27 protein-coding genes, 1 riboswitch and 1 other annotated feature are annotated in these 24,261 nt (G+C 28.7%); of the genes, 8 read left to right on the top strand and 19 right to left on the bottom strand.

Annotated features, from left to right (window positions below):
- Positions 1 to 5: 5 nt before the first annotated feature.
- The 9 genes from pheT to ytxC form a co-directional block, all read right to left on the bottom strand.
- The gene (gene pheT, locus H8R92_RS03990) at positions 6 to 2,384 is read right to left on the bottom strand and encodes a phenylalanine--tRNA ligase subunit beta (RefSeq protein WP_022211145.1); all 2,379 of its coding nucleotides are present in this window, start codon (positions 2,382 to 2,384) and stop codon (positions 6 to 8) included.
- A 31-nt stretch (positions 2,385 to 2,415) separates the two neighbouring features.
- On the bottom strand, positions 2,416 to 3,435 hold the full coding sequence (gene pheS / locus H8R92_RS03985) for a phenylalanine--tRNA ligase subunit alpha (RefSeq protein ID WP_022211146.1): 1,020 nt from the start codon (positions 3,433 to 3,435) through the stop codon (positions 2,416 to 2,418).
- Between the two features lie 109 nt (positions 3,436 to 3,544).
- Positions 3,545 to 3,766 (bottom strand) — a binding site (T-box leader).
- 65 nt (positions 3,767 to 3,831) lie between these two features.
- A complete protein-coding gene (locus tag H8R92_RS03980; RefSeq protein WP_186834798.1) occupies positions 3,832 to 4,608 on the bottom strand; it encodes a TrmH family RNA methyltransferase in 777 nt (258 codons plus the stop codon).
- A 13-nt stretch (positions 4,609 to 4,621) separates the two neighbouring features.
- Positions 4,622 to 5,293 (bottom strand): potassium channel family protein, encoded by a 672-nt coding sequence (locus H8R92_RS03975; protein ID WP_022211148.1) that lies wholly within the window; start codon positions 5,291 to 5,293, stop codon positions 4,622 to 4,624.
- Positions 5,294 to 5,305: 12 nt separating this feature from the next.
- Positions 5,306 to 6,652 carry a TrkH family potassium uptake protein gene (locus H8R92_RS03970; RefSeq protein ID WP_022211149.1) on the bottom strand — a complete coding sequence of 449 codons (1,347 nt, stop codon included), beginning with the start codon at positions 6,650 to 6,652 and terminating at the stop codon, positions 5,306 to 5,308.
- Between the two features lie 206 nt (positions 6,653 to 6,858).
- The gene (rplT, locus tag H8R92_RS03965) at positions 6,859 to 7,218 is read right to left on the bottom strand and encodes a 50S ribosomal protein L20 (protein WP_022211150.1); all 360 of its coding nucleotides are present in this window, start codon (positions 7,216 to 7,218) and stop codon (positions 6,859 to 6,861) included.
- A gap of 27 nt (positions 7,219 to 7,245) precedes the next feature.
- Positions 7,246 to 7,443 carry a 50S ribosomal protein L35 gene (gene rpmI / locus H8R92_RS03960; protein ID WP_022211151.1) on the bottom strand — a complete coding sequence of 66 codons (198 nt, stop codon included), beginning with the start codon at positions 7,441 to 7,443 and terminating at the stop codon, positions 7,246 to 7,248.
- A 21-nt stretch (positions 7,444 to 7,464) separates the two neighbouring features.
- On the bottom strand, positions 7,465 to 7,986 hold the full coding sequence (infC, locus tag H8R92_RS03955; protein ID WP_022211152.1) for a translation initiation factor IF-3: 522 nt from the start codon (positions 7,984 to 7,986) through the stop codon (positions 7,465 to 7,467).
- Between the two features lie 225 nt (positions 7,987 to 8,211).
- Entirely contained in the window at positions 8,212 to 9,102 is an 891-nt protein-coding gene (ytxC, locus tag H8R92_RS03950; RefSeq protein ID WP_022211153.1) for a putative sporulation protein YtxC, read from the bottom strand.
- A 143-nt stretch (positions 9,103 to 9,245) separates the two neighbouring features.
- On the opposite strand from ytxC, the gene H8R92_RS03945 reads away from it, so the two are divergent.
- The gene (locus tag H8R92_RS03945) at positions 9,246 to 9,947 is read left to right on the top strand and encodes a DUF6873 family GME fold protein (RefSeq protein WP_022211154.1); all 702 of its coding nucleotides are present in this window, start codon (positions 9,246 to 9,248) and stop codon (positions 9,945 to 9,947) included.
- Between the two features lie 103 nt (positions 9,948 to 10,050).
- Here H8R92_RS03945 and hslO read toward each other — a convergent pair whose 3' ends face one another.
- The 3 genes from hslO to H8R92_RS03930 all read right to left on the bottom strand — a co-directional run bounded on the left by hslO (position 10,051) and on the right by H8R92_RS03930 (position 12,073).
- Positions 10,051 to 10,932 carry an Hsp33 family molecular chaperone HslO gene (hslO, locus tag H8R92_RS03940; RefSeq protein WP_022211155.1) on the bottom strand — a complete coding sequence of 294 codons (882 nt, stop codon included), beginning with the start codon at positions 10,930 to 10,932 and terminating at the stop codon, positions 10,051 to 10,053.
- Positions 10,933 to 10,959: 27 nt separating this feature from the next.
- The gene (locus H8R92_RS03935) at positions 10,960 to 11,697 is read right to left on the bottom strand and encodes a class I SAM-dependent DNA methyltransferase (protein WP_022211156.1); all 738 of its coding nucleotides are present in this window, start codon (positions 11,695 to 11,697) and stop codon (positions 10,960 to 10,962) included.
- 124 nt (positions 11,698 to 11,821) lie between these two features.
- On the bottom strand, positions 11,822 to 12,073 hold the full coding sequence (locus H8R92_RS03930) for an alpha/beta-type small acid-soluble spore protein (protein WP_022211157.1): 252 nt from the start codon (positions 12,071 to 12,073) through the stop codon (positions 11,822 to 11,824).
- Positions 12,074 to 12,240: 167 nt separating this feature from the next.
- A riboswitch (Lysine riboswitch) is annotated at positions 12,241 to 12,410 on the top strand.
- A 124-nt stretch (positions 12,411 to 12,534) separates the two neighbouring features.
- On the opposite strand from H8R92_RS03930, the gene H8R92_RS03925 reads away from it, so the two are divergent.
- The 4 genes from H8R92_RS03925 to H8R92_RS03910 all read left to right on the top strand — a co-directional run bounded on the left by H8R92_RS03925 (position 12,535) and on the right by H8R92_RS03910 (position 15,491).
- On the top strand, positions 12,535 to 13,518 hold the full coding sequence (locus H8R92_RS03925) for an aspartate-semialdehyde dehydrogenase (protein ID WP_022211158.1): 984 nt from the start codon (positions 12,535 to 12,537) through the stop codon (positions 13,516 to 13,518).
- A gap of 21 nt (positions 13,519 to 13,539) precedes the next feature.
- Complete coding sequence (gene dapA, locus H8R92_RS03920; RefSeq protein WP_022211159.1) at positions 13,540 to 14,418, top strand: 4-hydroxy-tetrahydrodipicolinate synthase; 879 nt, start codon at positions 13,540 to 13,542, stop codon at positions 14,416 to 14,418.
- A 14-nt stretch (positions 14,419 to 14,432) separates the two neighbouring features.
- A complete protein-coding gene (gene dapB, locus H8R92_RS03915; RefSeq protein WP_022211160.1) occupies positions 14,433 to 15,185 on the top strand; it encodes a 4-hydroxy-tetrahydrodipicolinate reductase in 753 nt (250 codons plus the stop codon).
- A 141-nt stretch (positions 15,186 to 15,326) separates the two neighbouring features.
- Positions 15,327 to 15,491 (top strand): hypothetical protein, encoded by a 165-nt coding sequence (locus H8R92_RS03910; protein ID WP_022167862.1) that lies wholly within the window; start codon positions 15,327 to 15,329, stop codon positions 15,489 to 15,491.
- A gap of 39 nt (positions 15,492 to 15,530) precedes the next feature.
- Here the strand turns inward: H8R92_RS03910 and H8R92_RS03905 are convergent, their stop codons facing one another.
- Together H8R92_RS03905 and H8R92_RS03900 are read right to left on the bottom strand one after the other, a co-directional pair.
- Complete coding sequence (locus tag H8R92_RS03905) at positions 15,531 to 16,664, bottom strand: pyridoxal phosphate-dependent aminotransferase (RefSeq protein ID WP_022211161.1); 1,134 nt, start codon at positions 16,662 to 16,664, stop codon at positions 15,531 to 15,533.
- Between the two features lie 30 nt (positions 16,665 to 16,694).
- The gene (locus tag H8R92_RS03900; protein ID WP_022211162.1) at positions 16,695 to 17,228 is read right to left on the bottom strand and encodes a cob(I)yrinic acid a,c-diamide adenosyltransferase; all 534 of its coding nucleotides are present in this window, start codon (positions 17,226 to 17,228) and stop codon (positions 16,695 to 16,697) included.
- A gap of 153 nt (positions 17,229 to 17,381) precedes the next feature.
- Here H8R92_RS03900 and dapD point away from each other — a divergent pair, with 153 nt between their 5' ends.
- On the top strand, positions 17,382 to 18,092 hold the full coding sequence (dapD, locus tag H8R92_RS03895; protein ID WP_022211163.1) for a 2,3,4,5-tetrahydropyridine-2,6-dicarboxylate N-acetyltransferase: 711 nt from the start codon (positions 17,382 to 17,384) through the stop codon (positions 18,090 to 18,092).
- A 52-nt stretch (positions 18,093 to 18,144) separates the two neighbouring features.
- On the opposite strand, the gene H8R92_RS03890 is transcribed toward dapD, so the two are convergent.
- Both H8R92_RS03890 and H8R92_RS03885 read right to left on the bottom strand, forming a co-directional pair.
- The gene (locus tag H8R92_RS03890) at positions 18,145 to 18,831 is read right to left on the bottom strand and encodes a single-stranded DNA-binding protein (RefSeq protein WP_022211164.1); all 687 of its coding nucleotides are present in this window, start codon (positions 18,829 to 18,831) and stop codon (positions 18,145 to 18,147) included.
- Positions 18,832 to 18,946: 115 nt separating this feature from the next.
- Entirely contained in the window at positions 18,947 to 19,705 is a 759-nt protein-coding gene (locus H8R92_RS03885) for a polysaccharide deacetylase family protein (RefSeq protein ID WP_022211165.1), read from the bottom strand.
- 125 nt (positions 19,706 to 19,830) lie between these two features.
- Between H8R92_RS03885 and H8R92_RS03880 the strand changes: the two genes are divergently transcribed.
- Positions 19,831 to 20,364, top strand: a complete 534-nt coding sequence (locus tag H8R92_RS03880; protein WP_186834797.1) for a DUF4364 family protein — start codon at positions 19,831 to 19,833, stop codon at positions 20,362 to 20,364.
- Here H8R92_RS03880 and H8R92_RS03875 read toward each other — a convergent pair.
- Positions 20,361 to 21,236, bottom strand: a complete 876-nt coding sequence (locus tag H8R92_RS03875; RefSeq protein ID WP_186834796.1) for a YncE family protein — start codon at positions 21,234 to 21,236, stop codon at positions 20,361 to 20,363. The genes H8R92_RS03880 and H8R92_RS03875 overlap by 4 nt on opposite strands.
- A gap of 379 nt (positions 21,237 to 21,615) precedes the next feature.
- Between H8R92_RS03875 and H8R92_RS03870 the strand changes: the two genes are divergently transcribed.
- Positions 21,616 to 22,056 (top strand): hypothetical protein, encoded by a 441-nt coding sequence (locus tag H8R92_RS03870; RefSeq protein ID WP_186834795.1) that lies wholly within the window; start codon positions 21,616 to 21,618, stop codon positions 22,054 to 22,056.
- Between the two features lie 48 nt (positions 22,057 to 22,104).
- Here the strand turns inward: H8R92_RS03870 and deoD are convergent, their stop codons facing one another.
- Both deoD and H8R92_RS03860 read right to left on the bottom strand, forming a co-directional pair.
- Positions 22,105 to 22,815 carry a purine-nucleoside phosphorylase gene (deoD, locus tag H8R92_RS03865; protein ID WP_022211169.1) on the bottom strand — a complete coding sequence of 237 codons (711 nt, stop codon included), beginning with the start codon at positions 22,813 to 22,815 and terminating at the stop codon, positions 22,105 to 22,107.
- Positions 22,816 to 22,902: 87 nt separating this feature from the next.
- The gene (locus H8R92_RS03860; RefSeq protein ID WP_186834794.1) at positions 22,903 to 24,204 is read right to left on the bottom strand and encodes a bifunctional folylpolyglutamate synthase/dihydrofolate synthase; all 1,302 of its coding nucleotides are present in this window, start codon (positions 24,202 to 24,204) and stop codon (positions 22,903 to 22,905) included.
- Positions 24,205 to 24,261: the final 57 nt, after the last annotated feature.

Genomic DNA, 24,261 nt, shown 5'->3' with positions numbered 1-24,261 from the left:
AAATATTATCTTAACACAGCACCTAGCTTATGCTCTAAAGCTTTTAATATCTTATCATGAACTTTCGTAATATCTTTTTCATTTAATGTTTTATTTTCATCTCTATATGCTATTGCATAAGCTATTGATTTTTTATCAGCTGGAATTTGTTCACCTTTGTAAATATCAAATAATTGAACTTTTTCAACTAAATTTCCACCAGCTTTTCTTATAGCTTCCTCTATATCTGCAACTAATACAGAATCATCCACTAGTAATGCTATATCTCTTGTTACAGCTGGGAATTTTGGTAATGCTTTATATGATTTTGTCATTTTAGCTGCTTCAAATAATTGATCTAAATCTATTTCAGCTATATAGCAATCAATATCTATACCATAATTTTCAGTTACATCTGGATGCACTTCTCCAAAAACTGCAGTCTTTTTATTTCTTACTAATAATGCAGCTGTCTTACCTGGATGGTAACTAGCATTTTCACTTTCCCTTACATATTTGGCTTTTTCAACTCCAAGACCATCTACTAGATTTTCAATAATTCCCTTCATATCTAAGTAATCACAATCTCCGTAAATACCTATAGTTAATATATTTTTTTCAGTTGGAACTTGATTTTCGTCTTCATTTGGAATATATACTTTACCAATTTCAAATAATCTAACATAATCATTATTTCTTGAATAATTTCTAGATAAACATTCCATCATTGAAGGAATTGTTGTTGTTCTCATCACACTAAAATCTTCGCCTAAAGGATTCTTAATCTTAACAACATTTCTTAATTGGCTATCTGCTGGTATATTAACTTTGTCAAATACCTTAGGAGAAACAAATGAGTAGCTTATTGATTGATTTAATCCGTTTCCTATCATTATTTCAATAACTTTATCTTCTAAAATATTTTTCTTATACTTAGGCTCTCTCTCAGTAGATACGCTAAATACAGTTGTAGGAATTTTATCATATCCATAAATTCTTGCAACTTCTTCTGCAATATCTTCTCTAATAGTTAAATCAATTCTAAATGTAGGTGTAGTAATTTCTAACATATCCCCATTTATTTCAGTCTTTATATCTAAAGAATCTAAAGATTTCTTCATTTCTTCTTTTGATATATCAGTTCCTAAGAAAGCATTTATCCAATTAGTATCAACAGTTAAGTGACCTTCTTCTTTAACATTGTTGTATACATCGATAGTTCCTTCCATAACTTCTCCGCAACCAAGCTCACATACTAAGCTACAAGCTCTATCTATAGCAAGCTTTGCTAAATTAGGATCTATATCCTTTTCAAATCTAGAAGAACTTTCAGTTCTTAGTCCAACCTTTTTAGAATTTACTCTAATGTTTGTACCATCAAAATTTGCTGATTCAAAATATACTTCTGTTGTATCTTCTTTTATTTCAGAATTTAATCCACCCATGATACCAGCTAAAGCAATAGTCTTATCTTTATCTTTTATACATAAGCATTCTGAATCTAAAGTTCTTTCTACTTCATCTAAAGTTGTGAACTTTTCACCGCCTTTAGCTCTTTCCACAACTATTTTTCCAGATTCAATTTCTCTTGCATCAAAAGCATGCATTGGTTGACCAAGTTCAAGCATTACAAAGTTAGTTATATCAACCATATTATTTATTGGTTTAACTCCAGCTTCTAATAATCTTTCTTGCATCCATGAAGGTGATGGAGCTATCTTAACATTCTTAACCCCTCTAGACATATATCTATTACATAATTCATCTCTAACTTCAACTTTTAATTCATCATTGATATTATCTGAATTTTTAACTTCATATTTGAAGCTAGGCATTTTATAAGATGTTCCAAGAGTTGCTGCTGCTTCTCTTGCCATACCAACAATACTTAAACAGTCCGGTCTATTTGAAGTTATTTCAAAATCAATTATTGCTTTATTTAATTTTAAATATTCCTTTATATCCATTCCTAATGGTGCATCTTCTGGAAGAATCATTAATCCATGAACCGGTTTATCTCCAGCAATTCCCAATTCTTCTTCAGAACAGAACATACCATTAGATACTACGCCTCTCATCTTACCTTTTTTAATTTCGGTACCATCAGCTAATATTGATTTATGAAGAGCTACAGGTACTATATCTTGTTCCTTCATGTTTGTAGCAGCTGTAACAATTTGAATTTCTTCTTCAGCTCCAATATTTACTTGACAAACATTTAATCTATCTGCATCAGGATGCTTTTCAATTTTTGTAATTTTTCCAGTTACAACATTCTTAATTGTATCTCCCTGCATTATAACCTCTTCTGCTTGAGAACCAGAAAGAGTTAATTTATCTGCTAATTCATATGCATCAACATTTATTTCTGCATAATCTTTTAACCAATTATATGGTATTTTCATTGCATTTTACCTCCTACAATAACTATAATTATTAGAATTGATTTAAGAATCTCATATCACTTTCGTATAATAATCTAATATCGTCTATTCCATACTTAAGCATAACCATTCTATCTACACCGAACCCAAAGGCAAATCCGCTATATATTTCTGGATCAATACCACAATTTCTAAGTACATCTGGGTGAACCATACCGCATCCTAAAATTTCAATCCATCCACTATTTTTACAGACTTTACATCCCTTACCTTCACAAACGAAACAAGTTGCATCCATTTCTGCTGAAGGTTCAGTGAATGGGAAGTGGTGAGGTCTAAATTTAGTCTTAACTTTATCCCCAAACATTTTCTTAGCAAATAATTCTAAGGTACCTTTAAGATCTGCAAAAGTTACTCCTTTATCTACAACTAATCCTTCCATTTGATAGAATATTGGTGAATGTGTTGCATCAACATCATCTGATCTATAAACCTTACCTGGTGAGATCATTTTAATTGGTAAGCTTTGCTTTTCCATTGTTCTTACTTGAACTGGTGAAGTTTGAGTTCTTAAAACTAAACTATCATTAATATATAAAGTATCTTGTTCACTTCTTGCAGGATGGTTTTTAGGAATGTTTAAAGCCTCAAAATTGTAATGATCTAATTCTACTTCTGGCCCCTCTTCTATTGTAAATCCCATAGAAATGAAGATGTTCTTCATACTTTCTAATGTTTGATCTAATGGATGTCTCTTTCCTATTACTTGTTTCTTTCCTGGTAAAGTTATATCGATAACTTCACTAGCTAGTTTAGCTTTTTTTTCTTTTTCCTTTATTTTGCTTCCTACTTCTTCAAGTTTAGTTTCAACTTCATTTTTAGCTATATTAACTAACTTACCAACTACTGGTCTTTCTTCTGGTGATAAAGAACCCATTCCTCTTAATATAGTAGTAAGTTCACCTTTTTTTCCTAAATATTTAACTCTAATTTCTTCTAAAGCTGCACTATTTTCTACTGAAGCTATTTCATTAAGTGCTGCTTCTTTAATGGCGGTTAATTTTTCTTCCATAATATTACTCCCTTCTTTTTTAATCAGTATCTTACGAATATTAAATACTTTTAATTTAATTGCTATGCAACTAAAATAATTTGTAAATAAAAAAAAGGATATTCATCCCAAAAGGGACGGAATATCCGCGTTACCACCCTAGTTGATATTATACAAATGGTACAATATCCTCTTAATTAAAATAACGGTTAAACCGCTAGTTACTACTATTACTTCACAACTAGTACTCCTGAGCGAACTTCATTATAATTTTTATTAAAAAAGCTTCCAGTCTTAGACTTTTTCTCCCTGAAATATTCCTTATAATTACTCTCTCATTCACAGTATTTACATATTCTTTTCAACTTATTATACAAATAAAGATTATTTTTTTCAAGTATTTATTAAAAAATACTTTTATAGCATTCCTTGTCTAACTTTCTCAAAAAGTATTATTGATGAAGCCACTGCCACATTTAAACTTTCTGCACCACCTGGCATAGGTATCTTAACCTTTTTATCTGCCATAGCAAATATCTCATCACTGATGCCATTACCTTCATTACCAACACCTAATATTACCTTACCTCTTAAATCCTCTTGAAAGAAATCCTTTGATTCCTGAAGTGATGTAGTAACTAAGCTAAAACCATCCTCTTTAAGTTTCTTTAAGAAGCTGAGGTCATTATCATATATAATTGGCAGATAAAAAACTGATCCCATTGTTGACCTTATAGTCTTATCATTATATATATCAACTGTACCCTTTGTTAAAATTATTCCTGAAGCACCAGCTGCATGGGCAGTTCTAATAATAGTTCCCAAATTTCCTGGATCTTGAACTTTATCACATAAAAGATAAAAATCTCCTTTTATTTCTTCTGTACTATCATTCATCTTCACAACAGCTAATACACCTTGAGTCTTTTCTGTAGCAATAAGCTGACCAAACAAACTTTTTTTCATTAAATAAATTTTAGATACTGTTAAGTATTCTTTTAAGAATTCATTTACTTTCTGCTCATTTCCTTCTTCTATAACTAAGCATTCAATATCTGCACCAGCTTTAAACCCTTCTTCTACCAACCTAAAACCTTCTATAATATATTTCTTTTCTTTAGATCTATTTTTTCTTTCTTTAAGCTTTTTAATATTCTTAAATAAAGAATTTTCTTTACTTTCAATGACTATCAAAGTGCAGCACCTCTTACTTCTGTTTAACAATTATTTCTTCTAAATTACCTAAGTTATTTGTTGGTCCAATAACTACCAGAACATCTTCACTTTCTATAACAGCATTTGCACTTGGTGTTATATCAATTTCCTCACCTTTTTTTATGGCAATAACATTAATTCCATATTTACTTCTTAAATTTAGTTCATTTAAAGTTTTATTGTCCCATACCTTTAGTGGCTTAATTTCTAAAATGCTATAATCAGATGATAATTCTATATAATCCACTATACTGGAAGACACTAAATTATGAGCTACTCTTATACCCATATCTTTTTCTGGAAGCACTACTCTATCAGCACCAATTTTGTATAATACCTTAGCATGAAGTTCACTTTGCCCCTTTGCTATAATGTATTTAATTCCAAGTTCTTTAACTAAAAGTGTAATCATTACGCTCGCTTGTATATTTGAACCAATAGTAATTACTGCAACATCAAAATTTCTAAGTCCTAAGCTTTTTATAGATGTTTCATCTGTTGCATCTAACTGCACAGCATGAGTTACATTTTCTGAAATTTCTCTTACTGATTCTTCATCTATATCTATAGCTAATACATCATGGCCTAGATCATATAATGTTTTTGCCACAGATTGACCAAATCTACCAAGACCTATAACTACAAATTGTTTTCCACTTGCCATTATTACTTTCTCCTAACCTATTAATATTTTTCCTTCTGGATATTTAATTCCACTTCTAACTTTTTCTTTAGTCAATGATAATACTACAGTTAAAGGTCCTACTCTTCCAATATACATCATCATCATAATTAACACTTTTCCAATGATGCTTAAATTTGGTGTAAGACCAATAGTCAAACCTGCTGTACCAAAAGCAGAAACAGTTTCATATAAAATAGCTGTAAAAGATGCCCCCGCTTCAGTAAATGATAATATTAAACTTACCACTATAACAAGACCTGAACCTATAAAGAATAAGGTAAATGCTTTATAAACAAGATCTTTTGATATTTTCTTTGAAAAAACCTCTGTATCTTCTCTTCTTTTTATAACACAAATTACTGTTAATATTAATACACCTACAGTTGTTGTTTTTATTCCACCAGCAGTTGATCCAGGTGAACCTCCAATTATCATCAAAATCATTGTTAAAAACTTACCAGCACCAGTCATGCCAGACGTAGATATACTATTAAATCCTGCTGTTCTAGGTGTTACAGCTGAAAAGAAAGAATTTAAAACCTTTTCTCCACCATCCATATATGCTAAGGTTTCAGGATTATTATATTCAAATAAAAGCATTAAAACAGTGCCTCCTATTACCAAGAATCCAGTAACCAGTAGAACTATTTTTGTATGTACTGAAAACCTTCTTATCCTTCTTACATTATATAGTTCTGTCCATACACTAAAACCTAATCCACCTATAATTATAAGTGCTGCTGCTGTTAGTATTACCACAGTATTTGTATTGTGAGTCGTTAAACTCACCCCGCCACCAAAAATATCAAAGCCTGCATTACAAAATGCTGAAATAGAATGAAATATACTATAAAATAACCCTTTACTTAATCCATATTCAGGTATTAATTGTGTGCAAAATATAAGTGCACCAATTAATTGAATTGAAGTGGTGAATAACAGTATATATTTAACCATTTTTACTACTCCTTGAATATTAAATGTATTCATTGCATTTTGTAAAATCAATCTTTCTCTAAGGGTTATCTTCTTACCAAGTAAAATTGCTATTAAAGTAGTAAAAGACATAAATCCTAATCCACCAATTTCAATCAATATCATAATTACAGTTTTACCAAACAAATTCCAATGAGTTCCTGTATCTACAGTTATTAGTCCTGTTACACATACTGCTGAAGTCGAAGTAAATACAGCATCAATAAAGCTAGTATATTCTCCAGTAGATGATGAAATAGGTAATGATAGCAATATTCCACCTACCAGTATTATTGCTAAAAATCCCAGTGAAAGGATCTGCATTGGATTAAGTTTAGAACCTTTATTTAACCTATACTGCATATATACACCTCTGCTAAACAAAAATTTTAAATACCAAAATAATACTTTACCAAATTATTATACACTATCCTACTAAAAGTATAAGTATATTTTTTTAATTTATCTAATGAAAACTTTAATTACAAAAAAGCAGCATCTCTCTTAATAAATAAAGATGCTACTTTTTTATATAATAAAAATGCGACATAAGTCGCATTATGTATTAATTAAGCATTTAAGTTTTTCTTAGCTAATTCAACTAATTCAGCAAATGATTTTGGATCATTTATAGCTATTTCAGATAACATCTTTCTGTTGATATCAACACCAGCTAATTTTATTCCATTCATGAATTTTGAATAAGAAAGTCCATTCATTCTTGAAGCAGCATTTATTCTTGCTATCCATAATCTTCTGAAATCTCTCTTCTTTAATCTTCTTCCTACATATGCATTTCTTAAAGCTCTTATTACAGTTTCGTTAGCAGTTTTGAATAATCTGCTCTTTCCACCGTAGTAACCTTTAGCAAGCTTTAATACTTTTTTATGATTCTTACGTGAATTTACCGCTCTTTTAACTCTTGCCATTCTTTAGTCCTCCTAAACCTTCTTAAATTATAGGTATGGTAATAATTTCTTCATTGCTTTTTCTTGAGTAGTTGAAACATAAGCACCTTTTCTTAAGTTTCTCTTTCTCTTAGCGCTTTTCTTAGTTAAGATGTGGCTCTTGAAAGCCTTTGCTCTCTTTAACTTTCCTGTACCTGTTTTTCTAAATCTTTTTGCTGCACCTTTGTGAGTTTTCATTTTTGGCATGATAAATATCCTCCTCTCAGATTATGCTTTTTTTGGGGCTAAAACCATAGTCATGTTTCTTCCATCTTGTTTAGCAGGTTTTTCTACTACACAAACATCTTCAAGTTTAGAAACAAAATTATCAAGTATTTTAACACCTAAATGAGATAATGCTGCTTCTCTACCTTTAAATCTTATAGTTATTTTAACTTTATCCCCATCCACTAGGAATTTTCTAGCATTTTTAGCTTTAATAGCAATATCATTTTCCTCAATTGTGATTCCACATCTGATTTCTTTAATTACTGTTACTTTTTGCTTCTTTTTTGCTTCTTTTTCCTTTTTTGCTTGCTCATAAATATATTTACCTAAATCCATTATTTTACATACTGGTGGTTTTGCATTTGGCGAGATCATAACTAAATCTAATTCACTCTCATCTGCCATTCTTTGAGCTTCTTTTGTTTGAAGTATTCCCAATTGATTACCTTCTGCATCAATAACTCTTACTTCCTTTTCTTTTATACTTTCGTTACAAGTAAAATTTTTACTGATATCGTTCACCTCCGATAAAATGTACCAATGAAAAAAGCATTTTTATATAATAAATGGATGACATTACTGCCATCCATTATTATCAAACTAAATCTAGACATAATAATATATTACTAGATACAAATTTCATACGTATTACCTTACTAAGCTTTGCCGTAAGGTGAGAAACGGCAGTTCCTTCTTAACATTTTAAATTCTATCATGCTATCTTTTAGTTGTCAATTATTAATTTTTTTAAATTTTCAACTTACTTGCCAAGCACTTACTACAGCCATTACAAAAAGTTACCCTCTCACCGAATACATTTTTAATAGTATCAATAAACTCTAAGTTTAAGGCTTTGTCTTTATTATGAATTACTACTTCTTTTGGTGCATTTGTAATAAGACCACTAATAATTATATCTTCTACATTAGCTTCCGTATCAATCTTACATTCATATATTTCCTTGACAAACTCTTCAAAAACATCATTATCAAGGCCATCTTTTAATACATATCCCCCATCACTTTGTATATATATATCAATCTTTTCTATTTTACTTTCTTGAATATCTACAAAATATTTTAATAATTTTATAAACTCTTTGTATTCCTTTTCAATCATATAATCTTCAACTATTTTATCAATGATACACTCAATATCTTCCCTAAGCTCTTTCATTCTAAAGGTTATAAAACCTTTAATATTTATAACTTCATTTTCCTCTAAGCATTCCTTTATCTTTTCAATTATACAATTTATCTTATTAATGCAATAAAACATTTTTTCATCGGTAACTTTTTCTTCATTTTGTAATACCCTAACTATTTTTTCTTCCACTTCCATAACCTCATTTTGCTTCAAGAAAAAATAGTTTTCCATTAAATAATTAAACAATTCTTTTTTTCTATATTCCTTAACCACTACCGAATACAAAATATTACTTATATATAAATAAATAGTGTTTCTAATCCTATCATTATAACTTTCATTATTACATATTATCTTAATTATATTAGAGCTTCCCTCTCCGCTTTCAACAATTCCCATTGTTATATTCTTCTTTTTTAATAACTGTCGTAACTCTTGTAACTCTTTTACAAAATCTAAGTCATTATTGTGTACTAACTTCATTACCAGCATGGATTTCACTCCTTCCTTAATAATAGTATGTATTAAAAAGTTTTCTATATTCAACATTTATAAATAGTAACTGTTTAAATTTATTGATTTTTAGATAAATTTTGTTTATTTTATATATATTATAAATAAAAGGAGTTAATTTAATGATTTGTTTTGTTGATTATAAAACTACAGATGAAGAATGTAATAATTTAAACAAGCTAGGGCTTAAAATAATTAAAATTCCTCAATCTAAAGCTTTGTATAATGCAATTGATGGCCATGTAGATATACAAATAAATATTCTTCATAAAGAAAATAGATTAATCTTAATAAATAAGCATATGCCTGATGAGTTTAAAAAACAACTGGAAGAAAATAATATAAAATATATTGAAAGTTCTAGCACCCTTGGCCATAAATACCCTGAAAATATATCTATAAACGCACTAAATAGCAAGGAGTATTTCATACATAACCTAAAGTATTCTGATGATGCTTTTAAAAAATATATTACTCACAAAAAAATTATTAATGTAAAGCAAGGCTATACAAAGTGTTCCATTCTTCCCTTGCGAGAAAAAGTTTTAATTACTAATGATCCTGGAATATATAAGACTCTTTCAAATGATGATTTTCATGTTCTTTTATTGCCTTATGGAGATATTATCTTAGAAGGTTTTGAATATGGATTTATAGGTGGTGTTGGAGGAATGATTTCTCACGATAAATTAGCACTATTTGGAGACTTAAATCATTATTCTTATGGCAAAGAAGTGTTAAATTTTCTTAATAATCACAATATCACACCTATTTACTTAAAAAGCGGAAAGCTTACTGATAGAGGAAGTCTCTTTGTTTTATAATCTATAATATAGTACGTATATCCCTAACATTTGTTGCATAAAATACTTAAAACATCTTTCTTAAAAAATAATGAAAAAGGCTACAATATAGCAGCCTTTTTCATTATTTAATCTTAGTTAATAACTCTCCAATTTGTTCCTTAGTAAATACATATTTAGTATTACAGAAGTGGCATTTGATTTCTTCATCCTTACCTTCTTCATATATCTCTTTTAAATCTTTTTCACCAATTGATATTAATGCTTTTTCCACTCTTTCTCTTGAACAATTACATTTAAATTCAGGCTTAGTTTCTTTTAATATCTTTAATCCCATATCATCAAATAAATAGTTTAAGATATCTTCTATAGTCTTTCCTTCACTTAACATTTCAGTTAAAGTAGGAATTTCTTCCAATCTAAATGTTACTATATCTGCAATATGTTCTTCAGCACCTGGTAGCATTTGAATTATTAATCCACCTGCAACCTTTATTGAATAATCAGTATCTACTAATACACCTAAAGATACTGCTGATGGAGTTTGTTCTGATACAGTATAATAATATGCTAAATCTTCTGCAATTTCTCCTGAGAATATTGGAACTTGGCCTACATATGGATCTTTCATTCCTAAATCTTTTATGATTATAAGGTTACCATTTTTGCCTACATATCCACCTACATCGAGCTTACCTTTTTCGTTTAATGGTCTATCTCCATAAGGATTTCCAATAAATCCTTTAACAACAGCATTTTCATGAGCTGTTACAGTAATTCCTTCTGCTTCTCCACCACCATTAATTCTTAATGTCATAATTTCTTTATCAGATTTTAAAGTAGTACCTAATAATGCTCCTGCAGTAATCATTCTTCCAAGTGCTGCAGCTGCTACTGGTGTACATTCATGAATTTCTCTTACTTTTTCTACTAAATTTGTAGTTGTTCCTGCTATTATTCTAACAGTTCCATCCATAGCTACCGCATTAATAATCTTATCTTCCATCTATACTTCCTCCTAAATTTAATATAGTTATATTTTTTTAACTACATATACTATTCTTTCACTACTTGCTTGAACCTTATTATTACTATATCCATCAAACTTATTTATTATCTCTAATCCACAATTTGATAGAGCACTTTCAAGCTCTTCTTCCCTATATGCTCTTTCAAAATGCTCCTCTTCAAATCTTTCATAAAGTTCTCCTTGCTTTACAAAGAAGGTAAGAAACATTGAAACCATATCATCTTCAAAAACATTTTCCCATATGTAGAAAACATCTTCTTCACTATATGTATAAATATTGTTACCTAATATTTCTGATAACTTATAATATGAATTAACATCAAAAATAAAAATCCCGTCATCTTTTAAATGCTCTTTAACAGAACTGAAATATTTTTTCAAATCATCTTCGTCAGTAATATAATTTGTAGAATCTAAAACTGATGTAATTAAATCGAACTTCCTATTTAGCTGCATTTCAGTCATATCTTGACAAATTATCCTACCTTTAATTCTATTTTCCTTAAATTTATTAAAAGCTTCTCTCAGCATATCTTCAGATAAATCTACGGCATATACATCTTTAAAATACTTTGCTAGTCTTACAGTAACATTTCCAGTACCACAAGCAACATCAAGATAATCTTTGTATTCAATATTATATTCATTGCATATTTCAATTATTCTGCTAATCATATTGTCATAATTAATATCTTCATTGATTAAATCATCATAAATTTTAGCAAATTCTCCATAAGCCATACTATTCCCCCTTGCTATAAATTTTACAGCTACTTAAAAATTAATGTAGAAGAAATATTTCTTCTACATTAATCTATAATTTCTAAGAATTATAATATATGTATTCCACTAATTAGTCAATCCATTATTTTCTTCCTAGTATCTCATCATTAGTTGGAATTTTTAGTTCTTTTTTTCTACGGGTCATAATACCTCCTATTCTTCCTGTTTCTTCAGCTGTGAGTCCTCCCCATCCATATTGATCAACTTTTTCTTTTAATCCTAATTCGTCAGCAATTTCATATTTGATTTTTTCTCTTAAAAGTTCTTGTGCTGTAAGCTCTTTATTAGTTTTAATTTTAGATTTTATAATTTTTTTTAGCGGTGTCTTGCTCATAACTATTCCCCCTACAAAGTAATATATGTATTTTCTCCATAAAAATATAAAATATTCAAAGATTAAATTACATTTTTATACATATATTGTATTATATATATTTATTTCAATTTTAATCTTGCATTGTTTATAAATAACATATATAATCAAACTAATCTAATAAATAATTGCAAGATAGAGGCGCGATACTTATCAGTACTATTAAAGAGCTAAGCACAATGATTTAATGGGAAAGGATTTATCGCCGAAGTAAATAGCCTATGCTTTACAGCTATTTACTGGGGGTTCATATAATATATGTATTCCTGTCACATTTTTGTGGAGAGCTATCATTTAAAGAAATCTAATAAATATTTATATAAAATATAAAAAAATTAGAAGCTTTGAGTGATTTTGCTCAAAGCTTCTAATTTTTTATTATTAATACGCTAATAAGCGTTTAAATTTAAGGGGGAATTTACATGTATAATGTAGCAGTTGTTGGTGCAACAGGTAATGTTGGAAGAAAATTTTTAGAAATTCTTGAACAAAGAAATTTTCCAATAAATGAGTTATATCTTTTTGCTTCAAAACGTTCAGCTGGAAAATATCTAAAGTTCAGAGATAAAGAATATATAGTAAATGAAACTTCTGAAGAAAATATAAAAGATAAAAAAATAGATTTGGCATTATTTTCAGCTGGCAGAGATGCAAGTTTAAAATTTGCACCAATCTTTGTAAGGTATGGTGCAACAGTAATTGATAATTCCAGTGCATGGAGAATGGCTAAAGATGTTCCTTTAGTAGTTCCTGAAGTAAATCCGGAAGACATTAAATGGAACAATGGTATAATTGCCAATCCAAATTGTTCTACTATTCAAGCTATGCTACCTTTAAAAGCATTAAAAGATGCCTACGGTATTAAAAGAGTCGTTTATTCAACTTATCAAGCGGTATCTGGTGCAGGTATGCAAGGTATTGCTGATTTAAAAGATGGATTAAAAGGAGTAGAACCTAAAAAATTCCCTTACCCTATTGCAGAAAATTGTCTTCCTCATATTGATGTATTTTTAGATAATGGATATACAAAAGAAGAAATAAAGATGATTAACGAAACTAAAAAGATTCTTCATGATGATTCCATAAGGATTACAGCTACTGCCGTAAGAGTTCCAGTACTAAACTGTCATGCCGAAAGCATAAATATAGAATTAGAAAAACCATATGAACTTGACGATGTAGTTAAACTTTTAGAATCAACTAAAGGCATAGTGGTATATGATGATACTAAAGAACTTAAATACCCTACACAACTTCAAGTTTCAGGAAAAGATGAAATTTATGTTGGAAGAATAAGACGAGATTTCAGCATTGATAACGGATTAAATATATGGGTTGTAGGGGATAACATAAGAAAAGGTGCTGCTCTTAATGCAATACAAATTGCAGAAGAAATAATTAAATAATTATTTTATACGGAGGTTAATATGACAGTTTTTAAAGGTTCTGGTGTTGCTATAATAACACCTTTCAATGAAAATGGAATAGACTTTCCTAAGTTTAAAGAACTAATTGAATGGCAGATTGCTGAAGGTACTGATGCAATAATAGTTTGTGGTACTACCGGTGAAGCTACAACAATGAGTGAATCTGAAAGAAAAGATGCTATCCAATTTGTTATAAATACTGTAAATAGACGAATACCTGTAATTGCAGGAACTGGTTCAAATAATACAGCTGCTTCAATTGAAATGAGTAAGTTTGCAGAATCTGTTGGTGTAGATGGACTTCTTGTTATAACTCCTTATTATAATAAAACAAATAAAAAAGGATTATTTAAACACTTTGAAGCTATTAACAATGCTGTAAACACACCAATAATCCTTTATAATGTTCCTTCAAGAACGAATATGAATATCACACCTGAAGCTTTACTAGAATTATCTGAACTTTCCAATATGACAGCTGTAAAAGAAGCCAGTGGCAATATAAGCCAAATTGCAAAGATAAAAGCTTTATGTGGTGATAAATTAGATATTTATTCTGGTAATGATGATCAAGTTACTGCAATTCTAGCACTAGGTGGTATTGGAGTTATATCTGTACTAGCAAATATAGTTCCTAAAGCTGTTCATGAAATGGTAATGTCATATTTAACTGGTGATATTAACAAATCTTTAGCTTTGCAGTTAAAATATCTCAAACTAACAAATGATTTATTTATGGAGACAAATCCTATACCAGTAAAAACTGCTCTTAACTTGATGGGAAAAGAAGTTGGAGAATTAAGATTGCCTCTTTATGAAATGGACGAAAAAAATAAAACAATATTATGCAGTACTTTAAAAAATTACGGCTTAATATAGAATGGAGTTTTTAAATGGTTAAAATTTTATTAAGTGGATGTTCCGGAAAAATGGGAAATGTAATACAAAATGTTATAAGCGAATTTCCATCTTTAAAAATAGTTGCTGGAATTGATAAATTTCCTAAAGAATCTGAGTTTAAAATTTTTAAAAATACTGAAGACGTAAATATTCATTACGATGTTCTTCTTGATTTTTCTAGAGCTGATGCTTTAAAAGACTTACTAGCTTTAACAACTAGTACAAAAAAGCCTTTAGTATTATGTTCCACTGGTTACACTGATGAAGATTTAAAGTTAATTGAAGATTCTAGTAAAACTCTTCCAATTTTTAAATCTGCCAATATGTCATTAGGTATTAATTTAATAAATTCTTTACTAAGGAAAATTTCACCTCTACTATATCAAAATTATGATATAGAAATAATTGAAAAACACCATAACCAAAAAGTGGACTCACCAAGTGGAACTGCTCTACTACTGGCTGACACCATCAAGGAATCTATTTCTGATGATACCTACTATGTTCATGGAAGAAATGGAGAAAAGAAACGTGAAAAAGCAGAAATAGGAATACACGCTGTTAGAGGGGGTTCAATTGTTGGAGACCATGAAATCATCTTTGCTGGATCTGGTGAAGTAATAGAACTAAGTCACAAAGCAATTTCCAGAGAAGTATTTGCCGTCGGTGCTTTAAAAGCTTGTTCATTTATGGCTAATGTAACTAAAGCAGGCTTATATAACATGGATGATGTATTAGGCTTATAGATATTATTAAAAATACACAATTTTAATTTAATATTCTTATTGTATATGTTTAATTTATAAATACCTAGTTTAGTATTAATGTATCTTTATTGGTTATACTATTTTCTGAAGGAATTGATTAGACTTATAGGAGGTTTTATTATGACAAAAGATAGCCAACCTGATAACAAAAAGGCCCGTATGGAAAAATGTAATTATCAGACTCCAATAACTGAAGAAGGTTTAAACCACAATCCAAATAGAAAGCATAAATCAGTAAAGAGACAAGGTGTATCAAGCGATAATTTTAATCCTGCTGGTAATTAATTAATAAGCGCTGCAAATGAATTTGTGCAGCGCTTATTATCATATTTTGTTAATGAACTTTTTTAATCCCAAAAGAGCTTTTTTTAGCTCTTCCATTGAATAACAATATGATATTCTAATATATCCTTCGCCACCTATTCCAAAAGAACTCCCTGGCACACAAGCAATCTTTTCTTCATTTAATAGCTTTAAACAAAACTCTTCTGAAGACATATTAAATTTTTTAATAGACGGGAATACATAAAATGCACCTTTAGGCTCATTTACTTCAAGTCCCATATTTCTGAGTTCAGAAATTACATAATCCTTTCTTTCTCTAAGGACATTTCTCATATTCTCTACATCATCTAACCCATTTCTAAGACCTTCTAAGGCGGCCCATTGACATATAGATGTTGCACAAGATACATTATATTGATGTACCTTCATTATTTCATCCATCAATTGCTTTTGAGCTGCAAAATATCCAACTCTTAGCCCTGTCATAGAAAACATCTTAGAAAATCCACTTATATATATCACCTTATCTAATATTTCCTTTTCTTCAGCAACACTATAGTATTCTTCATATATAAGTGATTCATATATTTCATCAGTAACAACAAAAATATTATTATTAGCAATAATTTTAATAAGTTCATCTTTTTCCTCTTTTGTTAATATTGTTCCTAAAGGATTAGAAGGAAGTGATAAGACTAGAACCTTTATTTGATTTTCTTTAATAAGCGCTTTTAAATTTTCAATATTAATTGAAAAATCATCATTCAAACCATAACTTACAACATTTCCACCTAATATATTAACAATGTTTTCATATGCCGGATATGCTGGAGTTGGAATAAGCACATTATCACCTTCATTTATAAGTGCTGTCAAAATAGTAAAAATAGCTTCACTACCTCCTACAGTAATACATATCTCATCTGCTGAATAATCAATACCTCTCTTCATTAAATATTGGCTTATTTCTTTTCTTAGTGGTAATATTCCAGCATTTTCTGTATACACTGTCTTATCTTCATTTACAGCATTTATTAATGCCTCTTTTACTACCTTTGGTACTGGAAAATCCGGTTGCCCTAAAGTTAACGATATAGCACCATCTATTTTCTTTACCTCATTATAAAATTTCCTTATCCCAGAAATTTGAACATTTTTTAAGTTTAAATTCATTAAATTCTCCCCCAATGTTTATACCATCTTTTAATACTCTATACCTTCTCTGGCACCTATTCCTTTTTCAAAAGGATGTTTAATCATCTTCATTTCAGTCACTAAATCTGCTAAATCAATAACTTCCATTGGAACATTTCTCCCTGTTAAAACAATTTCCATTGATTCCTTTTTATTCTTAATTAAATATATTATCTCATCAGTACTTATAAATTTATTATAATGAGCTCCCATTATCTCATCTATAATAAGAACATCACAAGAACCTTCATCAACTATTTTCTTAATAAATTCATATCCTGTTCTAATTTCTTTTTTTAATTCCTCAATTTCAGCTTTTGATAAATTCCATACGAAATCCCTTTCTTTTTCAAATCTAAAAATATTAAAATTATCAATTTTATCTATTGTTGAAAGTTCTCCTGTATATCCTCCCTTTAAAAATTGGACCATTACAACATTTAATCCATATCCTGCACTTCTTATCCCTTGCCCTATTGCTGCTGTTGTCTTTCCTTTTCCGTCACCAGTATAAATTTGTACTAATCCTTTCTTTAATTTCATTAAATCATCTCCTTTAAATCATTGTACATTAACATACAATGATTCGTAAAGTTTTTTCATATTTTTTCTATTTACTCTTTAAATTACCTTTTTTGTCTATTATAATTAATAATATCTATTTAATTCAAATTCACAAGAAGAAAGGATGATAATATGAATTATAATTTAACTGATCCATATGAAATTGCAAGATTTATAAAAGAATCTAAGAAATCTACTCCTGTGAAGGTTTATATTAATGGTAATTTAGATGATGTAAATTTTGAAAATATCGAAGTATATAGTTCTAATAATTTTTATGTACTATATGGTGAATCTGAAAAAATATCTGAACTTATATTGAATAACAAAGATCGAATTAAAAATTTCAGAGTAGAAAATGATAGAAGAAATTCAGCTATTCCTATGCTTGATTTGCTGGCTATCGATGCAAGAATTGAACCTGGTGCAATTATTAGAGATAAAGTTGTTATTGGTAAAAATGCTGTCATAATGATGGGTGCCGTTATTAATATAGGTGCAGAAATCGGTGAAGGCTCTATGGTTGATATGAATGCTGTTATTGGAGCTAGAGGAAAGATTGGTAAAAGAGTTCACTTAGGTGCTGGTGCCGTCGTAGCTGGTGTATTAGAACCACCAAGCAAATCTCCTTGTGAAATTGGTGATGATGTAATGATAGGTGCTAATTCAGTAATATTAGAAGGTGTTAAAATTGGTAATGGCTCTGTAGTAGCTGCTGGTTCTGTAGTTATAAGTGATGTACCTTCTGGAGTTGTCGTTGCTGGAAGCCCTGCAAAGATTGTTAAATCTGTAGATGACAAAACAAAAAATAAAACTCAAATACTTAGTGATTTAAGAAAATAATAACAAGCTCCACTACGGAGCTTGTTATTATTTAAGCTATATATTTTTAAAATTATATAGCACCTTTTTCAGTTACATGCGTATTTTCATGTTCTTCACTATTGAAGTTTTCATCATTTTCTTCAGTTACTCTTTCCATCTTAGAAATAGAAACTTCGTATGCTATCTTCTTAACTACTTCTGTTTCACTGATTTTCTTTTGATATTCTCTGCTTTGAAGCCTTCCCCATACCCTTATATTATCTCCAACTTCTAAAGTTTGGCAAAATCTTGAATTTCTTCCCCAAGCTATTGTTGGTATATAATCTGATTTATTGTAAGCTCTATTTACAGCTAATAATACATCTGCAATTTCTCTACCAAAAGGTGTTTTTCTATAAACAGGTTCCTTACATATATATCCATCTAGGAATATTTCATTAGGATTTTTGCTTTTTTCAATGCATGGTTCTATGTTTCTAGCAAATACAGTTAGTATAAGCTTATTAGATCCATCTACAAACTTATTATACGACCTTAATTGTCCTAATACTATTATTTCTTTTCCAATACTTAAGTCCATATTACTAATTAATCTTTCTGATACTGTTATATTTAGTAAATCAACAGAATCACTTAATCTAGTAACTTCCATAAAAAATGTATAAAATCCTTCTCCATACATTTCATGACTGAATTCAAGTTTGCTTACAATCTTCCCTTCAAGATAAATTTTATTATTTAACATCAAATTGTCCATCTTTACCCCTCTCTCCATTAGTAATTTTTTAGCTTATTTATAAATTTATTACCATATAAGAATTTATTTCCATTATAATACAAATCATGTGTACTTTTCAATATATTTATAATATTTATTTTTTATTTTGTGCTCCATTTTCATCAATATAATAATCATCATCATAAATTAATTCACTAACTGTTAAAAATTTATAGCCATCACCTGTCAATTTATTAATAATCCTCTCTAAATTCTCTGGAGTATATTTAGCATTATTGTGAAATAATAATATTGACCCTGCTTTTACATTTTTCATTACTCTGTTATATTCCACATCTGCCCCCGATTGTTTCCAATCAACTGAATCAACATCCCACTGAATACATTTATATCCTTTTGATAAAACATAATTTAATGCTTTTTCATTATATGAGCCACTTGGAAATCTAAATAATTTTGTATTACATCCAATTGTTTCATAAATAATATCTTCCGTCTTTTGTAATTCATCATTCATTCTTTCTTCTGTAATATTTACAAAGTTAGGATGTATATAGCTATGATTACCTATTTCATGACCATCATTATATATATTTTTAAGCTTTTCTTTATTATCATCTGTATAATTTATCCAACCACCCATAATAAAAAAAGTACCTTTTACATCATATTTTTTTAATACTTGTAGAATTTCATCTAAATGCTCCTCTTCTGCCCAATTAATATCAAAGGTAAGTGCTATTTCTTTTTCTTCTGTATTCACTCTAAATATAGGTAGTTTAGCTTGATTATTAGTGCTTACACTAATATTGCGTTTATTTACAGCAAATGACAGAATAATTATAAATACAAGCAAAATTACTTCTATAACAACTTTTTTTCCTTTAAGCATAAAAAACCTCTTAACTTAATTTTTACTAATTTATATTCTTAATGTATAATTTTAATGACAATAATATTACAGTGTTTAAAATTTATGTTATAATAATATAGATACTTTCAAATTGGAGGTTTAATATGTACGAAAACTCAGCAGAACTAGCAGAAAATAAACTTTTAGTTTTATATGTTATAAAATCATTAAAACAACCCATTTCAAATACACAGTTAACAGAAATAATTTTAGAAAATAACTTTATAAATTACTTTACTCTTCAACAATACATAAGCGAGTTAGAATATTCTAACTTTGTAAAGTATATTGAAAAAAATGAGAAAAAATTAATTTCCATAACTGATAAAGGAGAAAATGTTTTATCATTTTTCACCGACAGGATTGCTCCAATAAAAAGAGATATAATCAATAATTATATCTCCGCAACTATTGAAAATATAAAAAAGGAGCTGACAATTTATAGCGATTATACCATTGATAATAATGATTCCTATATTGTAAATTTAAGAGCCTTTGAAGATGAAAGCTTATTAATTGATTTAAAGGTATCTGTTCCTAGCAAAAAACAAGCCAATTCTTTATGTTCAAAATGGAAAGATGATCCTTCTACTATTTATACAAAAATAATTCAAAGCTTATTTGATGACAATGATTAAAATAAAGTCATGGCATTGGGTTCAGACTCGATTGCTATGACTTTTATTACTTTATCATCTTCAATTAAAATAAGTTTACTCTTTAAATAATCAGCTACATATAACACTGATCCATACTTAAAAATTCCCTTTGGCATTCCACCTACATAAATAACCTTTTCTACCATATATGTTCTTTTGGCTATTACACTAATTGTTCCATCGGTAAAATTAGAAACATAAATATTATCATCATCTTCAATCATATCTATTGGTGAATATCCAACCATAATCCTTGCTATTTTTTGAAAATTACCAATATTAATTACATCTATATATCCTCGTTTATCTTTTCCTAAATAACTGCAACAGATATAAATCCTCTTTTTATCATTGGATACCCTTATTTTTGTAGGATATTCCGGCACTTGAATATTTTCAACAGTATCATAATTATCCATGGATATTACTGTAATACTATCACTTTCCAAGTTTGACACAAATAATAATTTATTATTAAAATCCATGTCAATACTATGCGGCCAACTTTCAGTAGCTACTTCACCTATACTTTTATCTTCCTTAAGGTCATATATAACCATTGAATTAGACTCTCCACAAATTACATAAACTTTATAATCATGCATTAATAAATCATTTGGCTTTGGCCCAACACTTATAACCTTGTCCTCAATAAGATTTTCACCATAAAAAAAAGATACAGAATCATTATAACTATTCGCTGTAATAACAGTATCTGAATATGACCTTATACCATGTGGCCCAACTGGTTTATCGCAATGTTTTAACCTTATTTTTTTCATATCTAAGCTATCTAATACTAGTTTACAAATTGAATCACTTGCTGTTGTGCATAGAATTAATGATTTCAATATTACACCTCCTTTAAAAGATACACTGTAATTTCATTATATGTTGTATCCTTTTAATGGGTGCTATTTGTAATACTTTTTAGAAGATTGTCTTTTTATTTTATTTATTATACATATATAATATATTATTAAATATCATTATAACTACTTTTTTACATTAATAACTCCATATTTATAACCTATTATACATAGTAATACAAGAAATAAATATTATAAAAATATCACTTATATTTTTAAATGCACTTTTAATATTTTCACTTCTCCCTTTACTTAAATATATTAACTAAAAAAATTAAAATTATTAATAAATTTAATATTAATTTTTTCATATATTAACCGATAATATAGTGGAAAATATTAAAACTTAGGGAGAATAAATGTGAAAACTTTTAAAATTATATTTAGAATTATTGCATGTTTAATATTTTGTACATTTTTATTCGTAGGCTATAAGGTGCTTAATTCTGTATTTATAAGCCATATAGATACAGTATTAGACGTTGTAAATACTGAAGAAGAAAAATATATTAAATATTACAATGAATTTATGAATAGAGAGGAAATTTCTGAAAATGATTATAGAGCTTTTATTGATGGAGTAAATAATTTCCTAATTGAAGATTACGAAAGAAATAAAAAATTATACTCTTCTCAAAGAACTATAATTAATCTTTCTCTAAAAGTAGGTGTTATTATTAGTGGTTTTGTTTCAATTCTTAATTGTATTCTTTATTGCTTTACTATTTCAAAAACACAAAATGCTAAATCTAATAAATATCTATCAATGTTCATTAATATTAAAAATAAAATAAAATCATAATATACAAAAAAAGATGATATATAAAATCATCTTTTTTTGTATTAAAGTTTATTTTATTAATTGTAAAGCTACTTCCATCATATCAGTAAATGTATTTTGTCTTTCTTCTGGAGATGTTTCTTCTCCTCTAAATACATGATCAGATATAGTTAATATTGAAAGTGCTTCAACATTATATTTAGCAGCTAATGTATAAAGCTCTGCTGTTTCCATTTCAATAGCAAGACAGCCATACTCTGCCCAATTCTTAGCTCCAAACCCATTTGTATCATCATAGAATAAATCACTAGATAATACATTTCCTACTTTTACATTAACACCTTTATTTTTAGCAATATTATATGCATCATATAATAGCTCAAAGTTGGCTGTTGGTGCATAATCTAGTCCTTGGAATCTTCTTTTGTTAATTCCTGAATTCGTTGATGCACTTTGAGCTAAAACTAAATCCCTTACGTTTACATTGTCATTTATAGATCCAGCTGAACCTATTCTAATTAGTCTCTTTGCTCCATAGAATTTAATTAGTTCATTTACATAAATAGAATGTGATGGTAATCCCATTCCTGTTCCTTGCACTGAAACTCTCTTTCCTTTATAGGTTCCAGTATATCCATACATTCCTCTTACTTCATTATAACAAACTACATCTTCTAAAAAGTTTTCTGCTATAAATTTAGCTCTTAAAGGGTCTCCTGGTAATAATACTGTTTCTGCTATAGAGCCTTCCTTAGCCATAATATGTAAATGTGCTGCCATATTTTTGCCTCCTCAAATTGAACATATTTATTTAATATATTTTTTTATATCAGTATACTATATTAGTGAATTTTAGTAAACAAAGTATTATTTACTAAAATGTTTTTTTATTATTCCTCTCATTTCACCTATCATATATAATGAACCACTTATAAGCAGTAAATCATCCTTCTTGCAAAGCTTTAAAGCATCTTCAAAAGCATTTTTATAATCACTATAAGCTTGACAATCCTGATTATATTTCTTTACCACTCCCATTAACTCTTCTGATGTTTCAGCTCTTATTGAATTAGGTGTTACTGTAAAGACCTTCTTTGCTTGAGGAGTAATAACCTTAACCATATAATCAACGTCTTTATCTGCTAATATTCCTAATATTAAATATAAATCATCATATTTAAAATATTTTTTAATATTTTTATCAAGTTGCGTTATTCCCTGAATATTATGTGCTCCATCTATTACAACACATGGCTCATTACTCATTACTTCTAGTCTTCCATTCCATCTAACTTCTGACAGGGCTTTTATTATACTTTCCTTACTTAACTTTGCTGCTTTATCTTTAATAATTTCTAAGGCCTTCAAAGCCACTGCTAAATTTAAAATCTGATGCTCACCTAATAGTGGAAGCTTAACATCATATTCATCATCTAACTTCACCTTTACTAGCTGATATATCTTATCTTCCTTAATTATCTCAACTAATTTTGCATCATCTTTATTTATCTTATAAAGCTTTGCACCTAACTCCTCACATTTTTCGCTCAGCACTTTTTTTACTATCTCTTCTTGAGGATATATTAAAGTGGGTATACCTGCCTTAATTATACCAGCCTTTTCTCTAGCAATTTCTTCTAAGGTATTTCCTAAAAGATTTGTATGATCAAAACTTATAGAAGTAATTACAGACAAGATAGGTGTTATTACATTGGTAGAATCAAGTCTTCCTCCAAGGCCTACTTCCACTACTGCAAAATCCACCTTTTCAGTAGCAAAATATAAAAACATCAATGCTGTTATTATTTCAAACTCCGTAGGATGATTATACCCCTCTTCTATCACCTTATCTACAGCATACTTAATCTTTGTCATAAGCTGTGCAAGTTTTTCCTTAGGTATATTATTCCCATTAATTTGAATTCTCTCTTCAAATTCTTCTAAGAATGGAGAAGTGTACATGCCTACTTTATATCCAGCTTCCTTTAACATAGAAGTAATCATTGCCGTGGTAGACCCCTTACCATTTGTCCCTGCTACATGGATTATTTTTAGTTTCCCATGAGGATTATCAAGAAATTCCAATAATTTATATGTTCTTTCTAAGCCATAATTAGAGCCAAAATTCCCTACTTCTGTTATATATTTTATTGCTTCTTGGTATTTCATCAAACCACCCCAAAATTTTATTTTTTATTTTCACCTTTATTTAAATATAATGTATAA

The sequence above is a fragment of the Clostridium lentum genome (assembly GCF_014287815.1).
Lineage (GTDB): Bacteria > Bacillota > Clostridia > Clostridiales > Clostridiaceae > Clostridium > Clostridium lentum.
The sequence above is the reverse complement of the archived record's forward strand: the minus strand, read 5'-3'. Positions and strand labels throughout refer to the sequence as shown.